Origin of the sequence: Paramuribaculum intestinale (assembly GCF_030759015.1) — a bacterium.
GTDB lineage: Bacteria > Bacteroidota > Bacteroidia > Bacteroidales > Muribaculaceae > Paramuribaculum > Paramuribaculum intestinale.
On the sequence record NZ_CP098825.1, the window covers coordinates 2,986,833 to 3,001,348 of the forward strand.

11 protein-coding genes are annotated in these 14,516 nt (G+C 56.9%); 6 read left to right on the forward strand and 5 right to left on the reverse strand.

What is annotated here, in order from left to right; translation table 11 throughout:
- Positions 1-148: 148 nt before the first annotated feature.
- The gene (locus tag NF347_RS13410; RefSeq protein ID WP_107036015.1) at positions 149-1,423 is read left to right on the forward strand and encodes an O-acetylhomoserine aminocarboxypropyltransferase/cysteine synthase family protein; all 1,275 of its coding nucleotides are present in this window, start codon (positions 149-151) and stop codon (positions 1,421-1,423) included.
- 114 nt (positions 1,424-1,537) lie between these two features.
- On the opposite strand, the gene NF347_RS13415 is transcribed toward NF347_RS13410, so the two are convergent.
- From NF347_RS13415 to NF347_RS13425, 3 genes are read right to left on the reverse strand one after another with little or no spacing between them, the layout of a single operon-like run.
- On the reverse strand, positions 1,538-2,518 hold the full coding sequence (locus tag NF347_RS13415; RefSeq protein WP_161553805.1) for a glycosyltransferase family 2 protein: 981 nt from the start codon (positions 2,516-2,518) through the stop codon (positions 1,538-1,540).
- On the reverse strand, positions 2,515-4,104 hold the full coding sequence (locus tag NF347_RS13420; RefSeq protein WP_161553804.1) for a lipopolysaccharide biosynthesis protein: 1,590 nt from the start codon (positions 4,102-4,104) through the stop codon (positions 2,515-2,517). Before NF347_RS13420 ends, NF347_RS13415 begins: the two co-directional genes overlap by 4 nt.
- Positions 4,101-5,069: a glycosyltransferase family 2 protein gene (locus NF347_RS13425; protein ID WP_107036016.1), complete on the reverse strand. Its 969-nt coding sequence runs from the start codon at positions 5,067-5,069 to the stop codon at positions 4,101-4,103. The genes NF347_RS13420 and NF347_RS13425 overlap by 4 nt, the downstream gene beginning before the upstream one ends.
- A 295-nt stretch (positions 5,070-5,364) precedes the next feature.
- On the opposite strand from NF347_RS13425, the gene rimP reads away from it, so the two are divergent.
- The 4 genes from rimP to folK all read left to right on the forward strand — a co-directional run bounded on the left by rimP (position 5,365) and on the right by folK (position 10,601).
- Positions 5,365-5,841 carry a ribosome assembly cofactor RimP gene (gene rimP, locus NF347_RS13430; protein ID WP_107036017.1) on the forward strand — a complete coding sequence of 159 codons (477 nt, stop codon included), beginning with the start codon at positions 5,365-5,367 and terminating at the stop codon, positions 5,839-5,841.
- 74 nt (positions 5,842-5,915) lie between these two features.
- Complete coding sequence (gene nusA, locus NF347_RS13435) at positions 5,916-7,208, forward strand: transcription termination factor NusA (RefSeq protein ID WP_107681588.1); 1,293 nt, start codon at positions 5,916-5,918, stop codon at positions 7,206-7,208.
- Positions 7,209-7,266: 58 nt separating this feature from the next.
- Positions 7,267-10,176, forward strand: coding sequence for a translation initiation factor IF-2 (gene infB, locus NF347_RS13440; protein WP_107036019.1), 2,910 nt, complete (start codon positions 7,267-7,269; stop codon positions 10,174-10,176).
- Positions 10,173-10,601 carry a 2-amino-4-hydroxy-6-hydroxymethyldihydropteridine diphosphokinase gene (gene folK, locus NF347_RS13445; RefSeq protein WP_161553826.1) on the forward strand — a complete coding sequence of 143 codons (429 nt, stop codon included), beginning with the start codon at positions 10,173-10,175 and terminating at the stop codon, positions 10,599-10,601. The genes infB and folK overlap by 4 nt, the downstream gene beginning before the upstream one ends.
- A gap of 49 nt (positions 10,602-10,650) precedes the next feature.
- Here the strand turns inward: folK and NF347_RS13450 are convergent, their stop codons facing one another.
- Positions 10,651-13,209, reverse strand: a complete 2,559-nt coding sequence (locus NF347_RS13450; protein ID WP_107036021.1) for a DUF4493 domain-containing protein — start codon at positions 13,207-13,209, stop codon at positions 10,651-10,653.
- Positions 13,210-13,337: 128 nt separating this feature from the next.
- On the opposite strand from NF347_RS13450, the gene NF347_RS13455 reads away from it, so the two are divergent.
- On the forward strand, positions 13,338-13,952 hold the full coding sequence (locus NF347_RS13455) for a lipocalin-like domain-containing protein (RefSeq protein WP_107681586.1): 615 nt from the start codon (positions 13,338-13,340) through the stop codon (positions 13,950-13,952).
- 43 nt (positions 13,953-13,995) lie between these two features.
- On the opposite strand, the gene tpx is transcribed toward NF347_RS13455, so the two are convergent.
- Entirely contained in the window at positions 13,996-14,496 is a 501-nt protein-coding gene (gene tpx / locus NF347_RS13460; protein WP_107681590.1) for a thiol peroxidase, read from the reverse strand.
- Positions 14,497-14,516: the final 20 nt, after the last annotated feature.

The following is a 14,516-nucleotide window of genomic DNA, read 5'->3' on the forward strand; positions in this document are numbered from 1 at the left end:
AGGAGCGTGTAAAAGATTGGTTGAAACGGTCAGAAATTCTGTCTTTGTGGCAAATTTAGTGATATAATCTATAGTTTGAAATTTTATTGGATGAAATATCTTTGGTTTGCTAACTTTGCGGTGTGAATCTTAAAACCCAACAATAGTCATGCGATTCGAAACAATCCAGCTGCATGCGGGACAAGAAGCTCCCGATGCCTCAACCGGTGCCAGAGCGGTGCCTATCTATCAGACTACAAGCTATGTGTTCGATGACTGCCGTCAGGCTGCAGGCCGTTTTGATCTCTCGGAGCCGGGCAATATCTACAGTCGTCTGACCAATCCTACTACCGACGTGCTGGAGCAGCGCGTGGCAGCGCTCGAAGGCGGGGTGGCAGCGCTCGCTGTGGCTTCAGGCGCGGCTGCGGTCACGTATGCTTTTCTCAACATAGCGACGGCCGGCGATCATATCGTGGCGGCCAACAATATTTATGGCGGCACCTACAATCTGCTGCATAACACACTGACGTCATACGGTATCTCCACGACATTTGTGGATCCGTCCGATCCTGAGAATGTCGAGCAGGCAATACGACCCAATACTAAGGCTGTGTTTATCGAGACGCTGGGCAATCCCAACTCGTCGCCGGTCGACATACGGGCAATAGCCGATATGGCTCATGCCCACGGTTTGCCGCTGCTGATAGACAATACGTTCGGCACGCCTTATATAATACGGCCGATAGAGCACGGTGCTGATGTGGTGATTCATTCGGCGACGAAGTTTCTCGGCGGACACGGCACTTCGCTTGGCGGTGTGATCGTCGATGCCGGACGCTTTGACTGGAAGGCCGACGCCGACAAGTTCCCCACGCTGGCAAAGCCCGATCTGTCGTATCATGGCGCTGTGTTTGCCGATGTGGCCGGCGCGGCTGCGTTCGTCACCCGAATACGTGCTGTGATACTCCGCGATACCGGCGCGGTGCTCTCACCGTTCAATGCTTTTATTATCCTTCAGGGTGTGGAGACGCTGTCGCTGCGCGTGGAGCGTCATGTGGAGAACGCTGTCAAGCTGGCGCGCTGGCTTTCGGAGCATCCCAAAGTGAAACGTGTGAATCATCCCTCACTCCCCGATCATCCCGATCATGAGCTGTATGAGCGCATGTATCCCGATGGTGCAGGCTCGATATTCACGATCGAACTGTGCGGCGGCCGGGACGAGGCATGGCGTTTTATCGACAACCTGAAGATATTCTCGCTTCTGGCCAATGTGGCCGATGTGAAGAGTCTGGTGATACACCCCTCGTCGACGACGCATTCGCAGCTTTCGGAGGATGAGCAGGCTCAACAGAAGATCTATCCGTCGACGGTTCGCCTCAGTGTGGGCACGGAACATGTCGACGATCTGATCGAGGATCTGGCGCAGGCGCTTGAGGCTGTCTGACAGAATCGCGTAAAAGAAATCAAAGGCGCTGTGTCAAAATTTCATTCTTTGACACGGCGTTATTTTATGCTGTGTGGTAAAAGCGAGGTTAGTATTAATGGGCCGGACGAGCCGTCATGACAGCGCTCCTCTGATGATGCGCCGGAGGTCGCAGATGAGCCACAGTGCGATGGCCGATGGTGTGGTTTCGAGCATCATGCGCATGACGTTCGCCCGCAGGGACGGCAGTGCCGGACGTCCGGGGCTGTCGATGCCGGCATGGCGCAGTGTGCGACGGATCCGCAGCCGTTCGGATATCGACAGTCGGCAATGGCCGAGCTGCTTCATGGCTTCGAGTTCGTAGTGGGCTATCCACCGCTGTGCGGCCGGGCGATAGGTCTCCGTCCACGGCCGTGAGGCCATGCGTTCCAATATCTTCTTCCAGCAGTGCATTCTGTGTCGGTCGGCGTCGACACCTCTGCTGCGGCTGACCGATCCCTTGCGGATTATATAGTTGTAGACTCCGTCGGGCGAGTGGGCTATGAGCCGGCAACGCTCGTAGAGTTCGAGGCAGAAGCCGTAATCCTCCATGATCACCCCTTCCTGAAAGCGAAGGTCGCCGATGGTTTTCCGAAGCACGATAAACGTACATGGTGAATGCTCGATGGTGTGGCGCAGGGCATATTCCGCGCCGCTCACTGCGCTGTGGGGCTTTCCGCTGATGTTGCTGAGCCGGCGTTTGCCGTCAATGATGTCGTAGATGCCGAATGTCAGCAGGTCGAGTCGTTCGGCCTCCATGCGGTTTATGAGCGGAATGATGCGGTCGGGTTCGAGCGTGTCGTCGGAGTCGACCATCATCGTGTATCTGCCGCGTGAGGCCTCTATGCCTGTATTGCGGGCGTGCGAGGCTCCCCCGTTGTGTGTATGTATGGCGGTGATGCGTCGGTCGGATGCCGCGATGTCGTCGCATATTGCCGGCGAACTGTCGGTAGAGCCGTCGTCGACGATGATTATTTCCGATTCGTCGGGTAGTTGCGGCAGAATGCTGTCGACACACCGCCGCAGGTATATTCCGGTGTTGTAGACCGGTATGATGACGCTTATTATAGGAGTCATGGCCGGTAGTGGTGTTTTATTCTGGCGGCGAATCTTCGGAATGGCTTGAAGCAGGCTGTCATTATGGCGGCGAGAATGATGGCTGTGGCTGCGGCTGTTGCAGCGGCGGCCATGGCAAACCCAGCTGCCGAGAGTGAAGCGATTTCTGTCAGTCGTAGCCCGGCGGATGTGTGGGTGAGGGCTGTGCCTACGGCGGCGGCCGTTATGGCGCCTGCGGCAAGATGCGACAGGTAGAGTCTGACGTAGGTGGCTCCGAATCCGGGCATGCGGCGGCTGATGAGGTAGTATGGTTTCCAGATGACTATGACGGCCGTCTGGGTGATGACTATGCCGGTAAGGATGCCGTCGAGTCCATAGTGTGAGCCGAGCAGGGCCGACAGCGTAAGACTTGCGACGGTTTCGGCCACCGGGGCGCCTGTGTCGGCGAATAGTCCGAAGGCGTAGCGGAATGAATCGGTGGCGAATCTCGTGAGACCGATGAACATGATGGCGCACATCAGCGCCAGAGTAGTCTGTGGCAGCAGGTAGGCCGGGCCGATCCACAGGCTCACAAACGGGTGGGCAAGAAAATAAATTGCAGTCACGAGCGTAGCGGAGATGTAGAACCGTGCTGAAAACAGTTCGGCGTATACGCTGCGTATCTTTGACCGGTCGCCCTCGGTGACAAGGTTGCCTATGCCCGGCGTCACTGGGTCGAAGAGCGCGGCCATCATCCGCTCGCCTCCACGGATGATTATGTAGTAGTTGATATAAGCTGTCACTGCGGCAAGCGATCCGAAGGCATAGATGACAAGCGGTGTGCCGTGCTCGAGTGCGAATCCGGCTATTTTGTGGAAAAACACCTGTTTGACTTTCTGTTCGATCTCCGGAAACCGTTGCCGCAGTGTGCTGAAACTTTCGGAGGATGGCTTGACGTGGGGGAATGTGCGGCGCACTGCAAGATCGACGGCCCATGCTCCGACAGCCGCAAACACCCCTTCGAGTATCAGCCACCAGATGTATCCGTCGGTGAGGCGGCTGACGGCCCACATCTGCGTGATTGTCTTGGCTATCATGGCGCTGCGATAGCTCAGGCATATGCGGTAATCTTTCTGGTCGGCGGTAAGCAGCACCTGGCGGTAGTTGACGAAATAACTTAGCAGCGCGCTCCAGAGCATCACTCCGAACGATGCGTAGGCATACCATAGCGGAAGTGTGATGTCGGAGAATATCACCGGAAAGAATCCCATGAGCACAATCGCTCCGCACCCTACGGCAAGGGCTATGCGTCGGTATATCCGGCCCTGGAGCGACATGATGGCGGAAATTTGCCGGTAGTCGCCGTCGGCAAGCGGCCTGTAGAGTGAGAATCCTATGGCGGCCCCTATGCCGAGTTCGGCGAGATTGAGGGTCTGCAGCAGGTTGGCGGCCGTGGAGTTCAGTCCGAGAATGTCTTCGCCGAGGTGTGTCAGAAACACTTTGCGCGAGAAAAATTCGAGACCGAGCATGACGAGGAAGTATGTCATGGCTACGGCGCTGTTGCGCACACTGTTGCGAGTGCGCGACCGGGAGGGTGCTGTGCTGTATGGCTGTCGTGTGGTGTTCATCTGCCTCCGGCGAGTCGTCTGATGAGTTCGAGCGTCTTGACGGCCGGTGCAAGGCTTCGGTGGGCGGCACAGAAAGCCATTGCGCGCTGATGTGGCGGCAGTCCGTCGGTGATGTCGAGCCACCGGTATGGTATGTCTGGCCAGAGTGCGCGGGCCTTCCGTCGGCGTTCCTCCGATCCGTAGTATAGAGCCAGTGCTCTTGCGCGGCGCTTCAGCGCGGCTGTCATGTCGCGGCATGGGGTTGCGGCGAAATGTTCGTCGAGCATTTCGGTCACAGCAAGCATGTCGGATATTGATTTGTCGCTAAAACGGCCGGTGTATGACTGCGGATTGCTGACGTAGTGGTAGAGCGGTCGTGGCAGGTAGGCGGTCTTTTTCGCGTGGTAAGCCGCACGGGTAGTTATCCACGCGTCCTCCCACATGTCGATCCCCTCGATCCAAAGCGGTCCGATGCTGTCGAAGAGATGGCGTGCGATGAGCTTGTTCCACAGGCCGGCGTGGACTTTTCCGCGGAGCATGTCGGATGTGAGCGAACGGCTGTCGCGCATTCCGGTGTGTCGCACTCTGCTGTCGCCTCGTTCCACGATATAGTCGCACACCACCATGTCGGCTCCGGTCGTGCAGGCCGTGTGGAGCATCGTTTCGTAGGCGTCGTTGTCTACATAGTCGTCGGCATCACAGAATATGATGTATCGGCCTGAGGCGGCTGAGAGTCCTGTAAGGCGTGCTGCTGCCGAGCCTCGGTTGTTGCTGTGGGTCAGTGTTATGGCCGATGGCGCGTCGGCTCTTTTCTCGGACAAAATGCTGTGGAGCAGCGCTGCGGATCCGTCGGTTGAGCCATCGTCGACCCACACCGTTTCCAGCCTCCGGCCGAGCGACTGGCCAAACAGGGAGCGTGCTGCGCGTTCGATATGACGCACGGCATTGTAATACGGTATTATGACAGATATTTCCGGTCGGCTCATGACTTGATAACGTTGTGAGGCCTCTGTTTATTGTTGCGCGATGGTTGGGTGTGGAATGGACGATAGCAGAGCTGCTTGTTAAGAATGTGTTATAAATATAATTAAATTAAGTTAATTAATAGTTAATATTGAATCGCGATCCCTCCCGGATGCATAAAAAGAGGCGAAATAGAGCTATTGTATGGAAAATATGTTGTAACTTTGCATCACAAAGCAGTCGCGGAGGAGGCCAGAGAGCTTCCTCCTTTTGTTTACGGCTGCGGATGAATATCAGTCAACGAACCCAATCGACAATATGATAGACAAGAATCAACTGACGCTTACGGTCGAAGAGGCACTCCGTGACACGGATCTGTTTCTGGTGGATGTAAGCGTCACGCCCGACAACCGTATAACGGTGGAGATCGACAGTCCGGAAGGTGTGGATATCGACACCTGTGTGGCGTTGTCGCGCAAAATCGAGGCGGCGTTTGACCGCGAGGCCGAGGATTATGAGCTGGAAGTGGGGTCGGCCGGGCTGACCTCTCCTCTGAAGGTCAAGGGACAGTATGACAAGAATATAGGCCACGAAGTGGAGGTGATGTTGCGCGAGGGGGGCAAGAAGCTCTGCGGTGTGCTGCAGTCGGTGAGCGACGATCTTTCGGAGATCTCTCTGCTGACAACCCGCAAGGTGCGTCCCGAGGGCAAGAAGAAACCCGTGATGGTGGAGGAAACCGTCACCGTAAAGCTCGCCGACACCAACCGTGTCACTCCGGTGATCGACTTCAAGTGAGCCGCGGGTTCGGAATCAATATTATAGACGACTTATTTACAATAAAATAAAACCACACAAGATATAAACCGGTTATGGCAAAAAAAGAGGAAACTCCCAATCTGGTGGCATGTTTCGCCGAATTCAAGGAGCTCAAGAATATCGACAAGATCACGATGATCAACGTGCTTGAGGAATCGTTCCGCAATGTGCTGGCAAAAATGTTCGGCACCGATGTCAATCTCGATGTGATCCTCAACCCCGACAAGGGCGACGTGCAGATCTTCCAGAATCTCGAAGTGGTGGAGGACGGCACTGTGACCGATCCCAACCTGCAGATCGGACTGACCGACGCAAAGGCCGATCAGGATCCCGACGCCGAGATAGGCGACGAGCACACCCGCGAGATATTCTTCGCCGACTTCGGCCGCCGCGCCATACTCACCCTTCGCCAGACGCTCCAGTCTAAGATACTCGATCTGCAGAAAGAGGCTATCTACGACAAATTCAAGGAGCTTGAGGGCGAACTGGTCACCGGCGAGGTTTATCAGACATGGTCGCGCGAGACCCTGCTGCTCGACGACGACAAAAACGAGCTGCTACTCCCCAAGAGCGAGTCGATCCCCGGCGACTTCTTCCGCAAGGGTGAGACAGTGCGTGCCGTGGTGTCGAATGTCGACAACAAGAACAACAATCCCAAGATCACCGTCAGCCGCACGAGCGAGAATTTCCTTCGCCGCCTGTTTGAGCTGGAGGTGCCCGAGATCCACGACGGACTCATCAGCATACGTGCGGTGGCACGCATCCCGGGTGAGCGCGCCAAGATTGCCGTGGAGAGCTACGACGAGCGCATAGATCCCGTCGGAGCCTGTGTCGGTGTCAAGGGATCGCGCATACACGGTATCGTCCGCGAGCTTCGCAACGAGAATATCGATGTGATCAACTACACATCCAACCCCTCGCTGTTCATACAGCGTGCGCTCAGCCCCGCGCGGGTGTCGACAATCCGTATCGACGAGGAAGAGAAGAAGGCCGAGGTGTTCCTCCGTCCCGAAGAGGTGTCGCTGGCCATCGGCAAGCAGGGTCTGAATATCAAGCTCGCATCGATGCTTACCGGATATGTGATCGACGTCTACCGTGAGAGCGACGAGGTGCAGGAAGAGGATATCTATCTCGACGAATTCAAGGACGAAATCGATCCCTGGGTGATCGAGACCCTCAAGAATATGGGACTTGTCACCGCCAAAAACGTGCTTGCACTGTCGCGTCAGGAGATTATCGACAAGGCCGATCTCGAAGAGTCGACCGTCGACCAGCTTCTCCAGGTGCTCCGCGCCGAATTCGAGGATCTGCCCGAAGGCGGCGACGAGGCTGCGCCCGAAGCCTGATCGGCGGCGCGACTGACAACTCTCCTCAAACCAACAACAAAAACTGTCAAAACATTATATGGCGAGAACGAAAATAAGTAAAATAGCAAGGGACTTCAATGTGGCCCTCCCCACACTGATCGACTTCCTGCGCAAGAAAGGCATCACCATCGAGGATAACCCCAACGCACGTGTCGACGACAGCGTGCTCGATATTATCGTCAAGGAGTACCAGACCGACAGGGTTCAGAAAACCAAGAGCGACAATCTCTCGGGCGACCGTCACGGCAAGACCAAGGAGCGTCAGCCCGAACAGCGTCAGGCTCCGGAGATAAAAATCGAGGCCCCGGTGCAGCAGGGACCCAAGGTCGTGGGACACATCGATCTCGACTCGCGCAAGCCGGTGGTGACATCGCCGTCGGCAGAGGTGGCCGAAGAGCCTGTCAAGAGCGCTCCGGTCGAGCAGAGCAACGCTGTGGCCGAACCGGCGGCCGAAAATAAGAGCGCCGAGCCGGTAGCTTCCATGACCGAAAAGAAGCCCGAGGCAGAGCCGGCCAAGGTCGAGCCTGAGACAAAGCCTGAGGAGCCGGCCAAGCCGGAGCCTGTGGCCACTGCGAAAGTGGCCGCAGAGGAGGCCGACAAGGCTGAGACGAAGCCTGAAGCCAAGGGTGAAGCAGCATCGCCGGCGGAAGAGCCCGGCAAAGAGGCTGCAGCGTCAGAAACCGATGGAGTGTTCAGCCCCAACGCCCGTCCGACACTTAATATCAATGTGGTCGGCAAGATCGACCTGTCGGCTATCAACCAGTCGACACGTCCTCGCCGTAAGAGCAAAGAAGAGAAGCGCAACGACCGTATCGCCGCCGGTCGTCAGGGCCAGGGTGCTGCCGCAGGAGGAACGGCAGCCGCAGGCGACCGCAAGAAGCGCAAGCGTATCGGAGGAAAAGAAAAAATCGATATAGAGAAGACCGCCCAGCAGTCGGCTCAGAACGGAGGCGGACAGCGCCAGAACCAGCAGAAGGGCGACCGCGACCGCCAGCGCGGGCGCGACCGTCAGCGTCATGGCTCGCAGTCGCATTCGGAAGTGACCGAGGAGGATGTTCAGAGGCAGGTCAAGGAGACTCTCGCCCGCCTGACCAACAAGGACAAGGGTCTGAAGAAATCGGCCAAATGGCGCAAGGAGAAGAAAGAGATCAATGCCGAGCGCGAACGTGAGGCCCACGAACTGGAGGCCGCCGAAAGCCGCGTGCTGAAGCTGACAGAGTTCGTTACCGCCAACGATCTTGCCTCGCTCATGGATGTGCCGGTCAATAAGGTCATAGGCACATGTATGAGCCTCGGAGTGATGGTGAGCATCAACCAGCGTCTTGACGCCGAAACGATCAATATCGTAGCCGAGGAGTTCGGATTCGAAACCGAGTATGTCTCGGCCGAGGTGGTCGAGGCCATCAATCAGGAGGAGGATTCGGAAGATCAGCTTGTCAGCCGTCCGCCGATAGTCACCGTCATGGGTCACGTGGACCACGGCAAGACATCGCTTCTCGACTATATCCGCAAGGCCAATGTAATCGCCGGCGAGGCCGGAGGCATCACGCAGCATATAGGCGCCTACAACGTGAAGCTTGCCGACGGACGTCATATCACTTTCCTCGATACCCCGGGTCATGAGGCATTCACCGCCATGCGTGCCCGAGGCGCGAAGGTCACGGACATCTGTATCATCATTGTGGCCGCCGACGACAACGTCATGCCGCAGACCATCGAGGCTATCAATCATGCTTCGGCTGCCGGAGTGCCTATCGTGTTTGCCATAAACAAGATCGACAAGCCCGCCGCCAATCCCGACAAGGTGAAGGAGGAGCTGGCCAACATGAACTACCTCGTGGAGGAATGGGGTGGCAAATACCAGTCGCAGGATATATCGGCCAAGAAGGGTATCGGAGTCGAGGAACTCATGGAAAAAGTGCTTCTCGAGGCTGAGATGCTTGATCTGAAGGCCAACCCCGACCGTCGTGCCACAGGTTCCATCATCGAGTCGTCGCTCGACAAGGGCCGCGGATATGTGGCTACGGTGCTCGTGCAGAACGGCACTCTCCGTGTTGGCGACGTGATCCTGGCCGGAACCCACTTCGGCCGTATCAAGGCTATGTTCAACGAGCGCAACCAGCGCATCAAGGAGGCCGGACCCTCGGAGCCGGCCCTGATACTGGGTCTGAACGGCGCTCCGACAGCAGGCGACACATTCAATGTGATGGAAGCCGAATCGGAGGCCCGCGAGATCGCCAACAAGCGCGAGCAGCTCCAGCGCGAGCAGGGTGCGCGTACCAAGAAGATCCTCACTCTGGAGGATATCGGCCGCCGCCGCGCCATAGGCAATTTCCAGGAACTGAATATCATCGTCAAGGGCGACGTCGACGGTTCGATCGAGGCTCTGAGCGATTCGCTTATCAAGCTCTCCACTGAGGAGATACAGGTCAATGTGCTCCACAAGGCTGTGGGCGAGATATCCGAGAGCGATGTGACTCTCGCCGCCGCTTCCGATGCCATCATCATCGGTTTCCAGGTGCGTCCGTCGCAGGCCGCCCGCCGCGAGGCCGAGCGCGAGGGAGTGCAGATACGCCTCTATTCGGTCATATATCAGGCTATAGAGGAGGTGAAAGACGCCATGGAGGGAATGCTTGCGCCTGAAATCAAGGAGGAGGTGATCGGTACGGCCGAGGTGCTTCAGACCTACAAGATTTCCAAGGTGGGCACCGTGGCCGGATGTATCGTGCGCGAGGGCAAACTCAAGCGTTCGTGCAAGGTGCGCGTGATACGTGGCGGCATTGTGCGCCACACAGGCGAGCTTGATTCGCTAAAGCGTTTCAAGGACGATGTGAAAGAGGTGCTGTCGGGTTACGACTGCGGTCTGAATCTCCACAACTACAACGACCTTCAGGAGGGCGACATGATAGAGGCCTTCGAGGAGGTGGAAGTGAAGAAGACGCTTTGATAGCACATATCAACATCGGATCGAATATCGGCGACCGTCATGCTCTCATAGGGCGGGCGGTCGCTGCCGTTTGCAGCCGTTTTCCCGGGGCAAGGGTGAGCCGGGCGGTGGAGTCGGAGCCGTGGGGATTCGAAAGCGACAACGCTTTTGTGAATGTCGGCATGATGATAGACTGCGACCTGCATCCGGAAAGTCTGCTCTCGGTGCTGCTCGAGATAGAGCGTGGTGTCGGTGGCGGCGCGTCACACCGCGACGCATCGGGCGGATATGCCGACCGCCTGCTCGATATAGATCTGATCGACTACGGACGTATGGTGTATGTCAGCCGCCGGCTCACGCTGCCTCATCCCCATGCTGCCGGACGGCGCTTTGTGATGGAGCCTCTGCTTGAGCTTGAACCTGACTATCGCAGCCCGCTTGGATAGAAGGCTGTGTCGGAGTGTCCGTCCGGGGTCAGATAACCGGAGAGACTGATTAATATGACAGCGATAGCGCGTCGACCCACAGTGTGCTTCCTCTGTAAGTGGCTGTGACAGGATCGGCTATGGTTATTACCGATGCTGTCTCTTCATCGATGGTGCCCACTGCTGTAGATGAAGCGAGAAGTACTTTGATTTTTGTGGCCTTGACTCCGGGCACTGTGTAGCTCAGCGGCACGGTAAATGCCGTGTAGCCTGTGGCGGCAGGCAGCGCTGTCTCGGCTTTGGCTATGGTGATTTCTGCGCCGTCGGACGATATGCCGGTCACTTCCACTCTGACAAATCCGCGCTCAGCGGTGGCGGTGGATCCCGGCAGATATTTGTAGAATCCGTTCAGTGCCATAGGTCGTGAGGCGAATTCTATTCCCTCGTCGTAGGTTTCGGTCATTGTGGCCGGGTCAAACCGGTATGATCCGAGAAACAGACGTCCGGCCGATCTGTGTGCAGGCCGTGGAATATTGCGGCTATAGTCTGTGTAGGGGGGATCGGGCTGCCGGTAATCGGGAATCTCAGGTCCGTCGATATCCCATCCTACGCTTTGTATGCGAACCCCGTAGGAATTGAGATAAGCGTCGAGTACCGACTCTGTGGAGGGCTGCATATACCAGGTGTTGTGCCGGGCTGCATCCATGCAGAATGTCTTTGCGTTGACGTTGGCCCAGCTCTGGGGGGCTTCCTGTTTGATGTTTGCGTGGTTTTGCCTGTTGAAGATGCCGACGATGGTCTGCGAATACCGGCCACCGCTCGGCAGATTGCGGTACTCAACCGATTTTCTGCGTTCCTCGAAGTCGGCGTTGGGGAGTTGCTGGGCTTTTTCGGTGGTGATATCGACCGGTGCGGTGAAGTCGGCATTGCCGCGCGGCTGGGTCAATACTGTAGCACGCAGTGTGTAGCGGGTGTCGGCTTTAAGTCCGGTGACGGTAATCACGCCGTTGTCTTCCATTCGTGCCAGTTCGATTGTAGGCACGCCGTTGGCGTAGATCGAGGCGTTGCGGGTGATGTACGATGTCAGTCCTGGATCAGATGACTCGATCATTACCACAGCACTGTGGGAGAATGCGTCGACGCTGATATTGAATTCCGGCGCTCGCCGGCGTATGGAGGCTGTGGCCTTGACCGCACCGCAATACATTATCCGTGATCCGATGTCGGACTGTCCGGCCGGAACGTCGAACGTTATCGTCGCGCTGTGGCCTCCGGCTCCGGGTGTCCGGATCGTTTCGGCAGGTGCGGTCCACTGTCCGTCATCGCCGAGAATCTCTACCGCCACGTCGTCAAGCGAGGCTTCGGCAGGAAGCGATATGCGCATGGTGCAGCTGTCGATCCCCATGACGGCCTCGCTCACTTCGATCAGAGTCACATCGACACCGCCAAGTTCTACGGCGAGTATGGCCGGTCGGGATTCTATATTGGTGCGTGTGCGTGCCTGTAGCTGCAGCCGGTGCTGTGTTATGCCCTCTGCCAGCCGAAGATTCGGCACCACCTTGGTGAAATCGACTGTAAGACTTCCGTCGGCCGAACTGACTAATGCCAGACCGAACGAGCGCATTGCCGCCATATCGCTTTCGGATGCCTCCATAAGGTTTATTTCAGCCGGCCATCCTCCGGCGAGCAGCGTGGGTGAGTTGGTGCTCAGGAAAAGCCCGCTCAACAGTGAGGCAGCGTCGACTGTGGCGGCTATGCTGTGGTCGGGCACTGATCCTTCGGTTATGTGCAGCGGCGATCCGTCGGCAAATCCCTCGCAGTGGATTTCAGGCGCTTTGGCGGCAAGAAGCGCCGGCGTCAGGCGTATGGTGACGTTGTCGGTCGATATCCGTTCGTCAAGCGAGAGCGTTACAGCCGGCACATCCGGGTTGTCGGTCGAAAGTGTGAGAGTGGCCGTGTAGCAGTGGCGCGGCAGTGCGTTCTTGATGCAGGTCATATATACGGAGCAGCTTCGTCCGTCGGCAAGCGTCAGGTTCAGACTCACATCGATGTCGCCCGGACGAAGGAATACGTAGCGGGTTTCATCGTGTGAGAAATCCACATATCGGCCTCCGTGGCTGTGGAATGTCACCGAACAGTCGGCGAAGTATTCGCTGAATCCGCTTGTGAAGTCGACGTCGAGCATGGTGTTGGCGAGCGTGCACACCACTTCGGGCTGCGCCTCCTCGCCGCCGTTGAGTGTGAATTCGGCCGAGCCTGTGAAATATGGGCAGTCAAACCCCTCGGTCATGTCTGATCCGGAGTAGACATCGAGGTTGTATTTTCCGGCGAGAAACGGCTGGTCGACCGGAAAATCGGCCAGTGACGCCCATGAATGCGACAGCGAACCGTCGGCGGTGGCGAGTGTGCTGCTCATCTCTTCGGGCAGAGGCGCTGTGCCTACTGTGGGCTGCGACGGGCCGGCGTTGTCGTCATCGATAACGGTCGGATCAATGGTGACTATGGGGTGTATCATGCCGCTGTCGTTGACTGGCGATGACGAGTCGGACGCACAGCTGCCGAGTATCGTCAGCGTGATGGCAAAAAACGTGGTGAGGATGAGGTGTGTAAGAGTATGATGGTGTGTCAATGCGCGTGAGGGTTTTATCAAAAGTCTGTAAAGTTAACAAATATAGGTTAACCGAATTTGTGGCGCGCGCTTAAATATGGTTAAATTTGCACTTTCATTATTTTGAGAGTTACTTAGATACTTGACTTATGACAAAACGTATTGTTGCAGTGCTCCTGCTGGCCATGTCTATATGCGGTGTGGCCGATCTGAGCGCGCAGACTGATCTCCGCAGCCTGATCGGAGGTATTCTCGGGACCAAAACGGCCATCACTCTGGAGTCGGTGGCCGGAACATGGAGATACGACTCTCCGGCAGTGACTTTCAAGTCCGACAATCTGCTGAAGAAGGCGGGTGGAGCGGCGGCAGCGACGGCTGTCGAAAAGAAGCTTGAGCCATATTACAAAACGGCCGGATTCGACAAGGCGGAGGTGACATTCTCGCCCGACTCCACTTTCACCATGAAGCTCGGACGGGTAAGTCTCGGCGGCATAGTGGAGCCGGCTCCGAAAGATTCCGACGCCACGATGACTCTCAGCTTCCGACTTGGCGGCAAAGTGCCGATCGGAAGCATGGACGCTTGCATAAAGCGCAACGGCAAGAATAGTATCGATCTGACTTTCGACGTGTCGAAACTTATATGGATCGTCGATAAGGTAGCGGCCATAAGCGGCAGCTCCTCGGCGCAGGCCATGTCGAAGATACTCTCTTCGTATGAGGGTATAACGGCAGGCTTCACCCTGCGTCCGGCGGCTGCGAAATGAATAAGTTCCGGACGTAAGGTGAAGCCTTGAGAGAAACGGTATATTATCTGAGCGTCGAGAGGGCGGCTTTGTAGTCGGGTTCGTGGGTTATCTCCCCTACGAGCTCCACGTATTCTATTTTTCGGTTTTTATCGATTATCATGACTGCGCGCGCAAGCAATCCGGCAAGCGGGCCGTCGGTCATCATCACTCCGTAGTTCTGGCCGAACAGCGGCGAACGGAAAGCGGAGGCGAATGTCACGCCGTTGATCCCCTCGAGTGTGCAGAATCGACCCATGGCGAAGGGTAGATCCATCGACACGCACACCACAGCCGTATCTTCGAGCTTGGCGGCCTCTTCGTTGAAGCGGCGCACTGACCGGGCGCACACCTCGGTGTCGAGGCTCGGGAAGATGTTGAGCACGATGCGTTTGCCTGCAAAGGTGTCGAGCGAGCAGTCCGATAGATCGGGTGCTGTCAGGTGGAATGCCGGCGCGGCCTGCCCGACAGCGGGCGGTTCGCCGTAAGTGTGGCAGGGTTGTCCTTTGAAATAGATAGTCTGCATAGTTTTTGTGTAGTCATTAT

What these genes read in the sequence shown, in the direction of transcription:
- NF347_RS13410 (WP_107036015.1), top strand. Translation starts at nt 149, where the DNA reads ATGCGATTCGAAACAATCCAGCTGCATGCGGGACAAGAAGCTCCCGAT.
- NF347_RS13415 (WP_161553805.1), bottom strand. Translation starts at nt 2,518, where the DNA reads ATGACTCCTATAATAAGCGTCATCATACCGGTCTACAACACCGGAATA.
- NF347_RS13420 (WP_161553804.1), bottom strand. Translation starts at nt 4,104, where the DNA reads ATGAACACCACACGACAGCCATACAGCACAGCACCCTCCCGGTCGCGC.
- NF347_RS13425 (WP_107036016.1), bottom strand. Translation starts at nt 5,069, where the DNA reads ATGAGCCGACCGGAAATATCTGTCATAATACCGTATTACAATGCCGTG.
- rimP (WP_107036017.1), top strand. Translation starts at nt 5,365, where the DNA reads ATGATAGACAAGAATCAACTGACGCTTACGGTCGAAGAGGCACTCCGT.
- nusA (WP_107681588.1), top strand. Translation starts at nt 5,916, where the DNA reads ATGGCAAAAAAAGAGGAAACTCCCAATCTGGTGGCATGTTTCGCCGAA.
- infB (WP_107036019.1), top strand. Translation starts at nt 7,267, where the DNA reads ATGGCGAGAACGAAAATAAGTAAAATAGCAAGGGACTTCAATGTGGCC.
- NF347_RS13455 (WP_107681586.1), top strand. Translation starts at nt 13,338, where the DNA reads ATGACAAAACGTATTGTTGCAGTGCTCCTGCTGGCCATGTCTATATGC.
- tpx (WP_107681590.1), bottom strand. Translation starts at nt 14,496, where the DNA reads ATGCAGACTATCTATTTCAAAGGACAACCCTGCCACACTTACGGCGAA.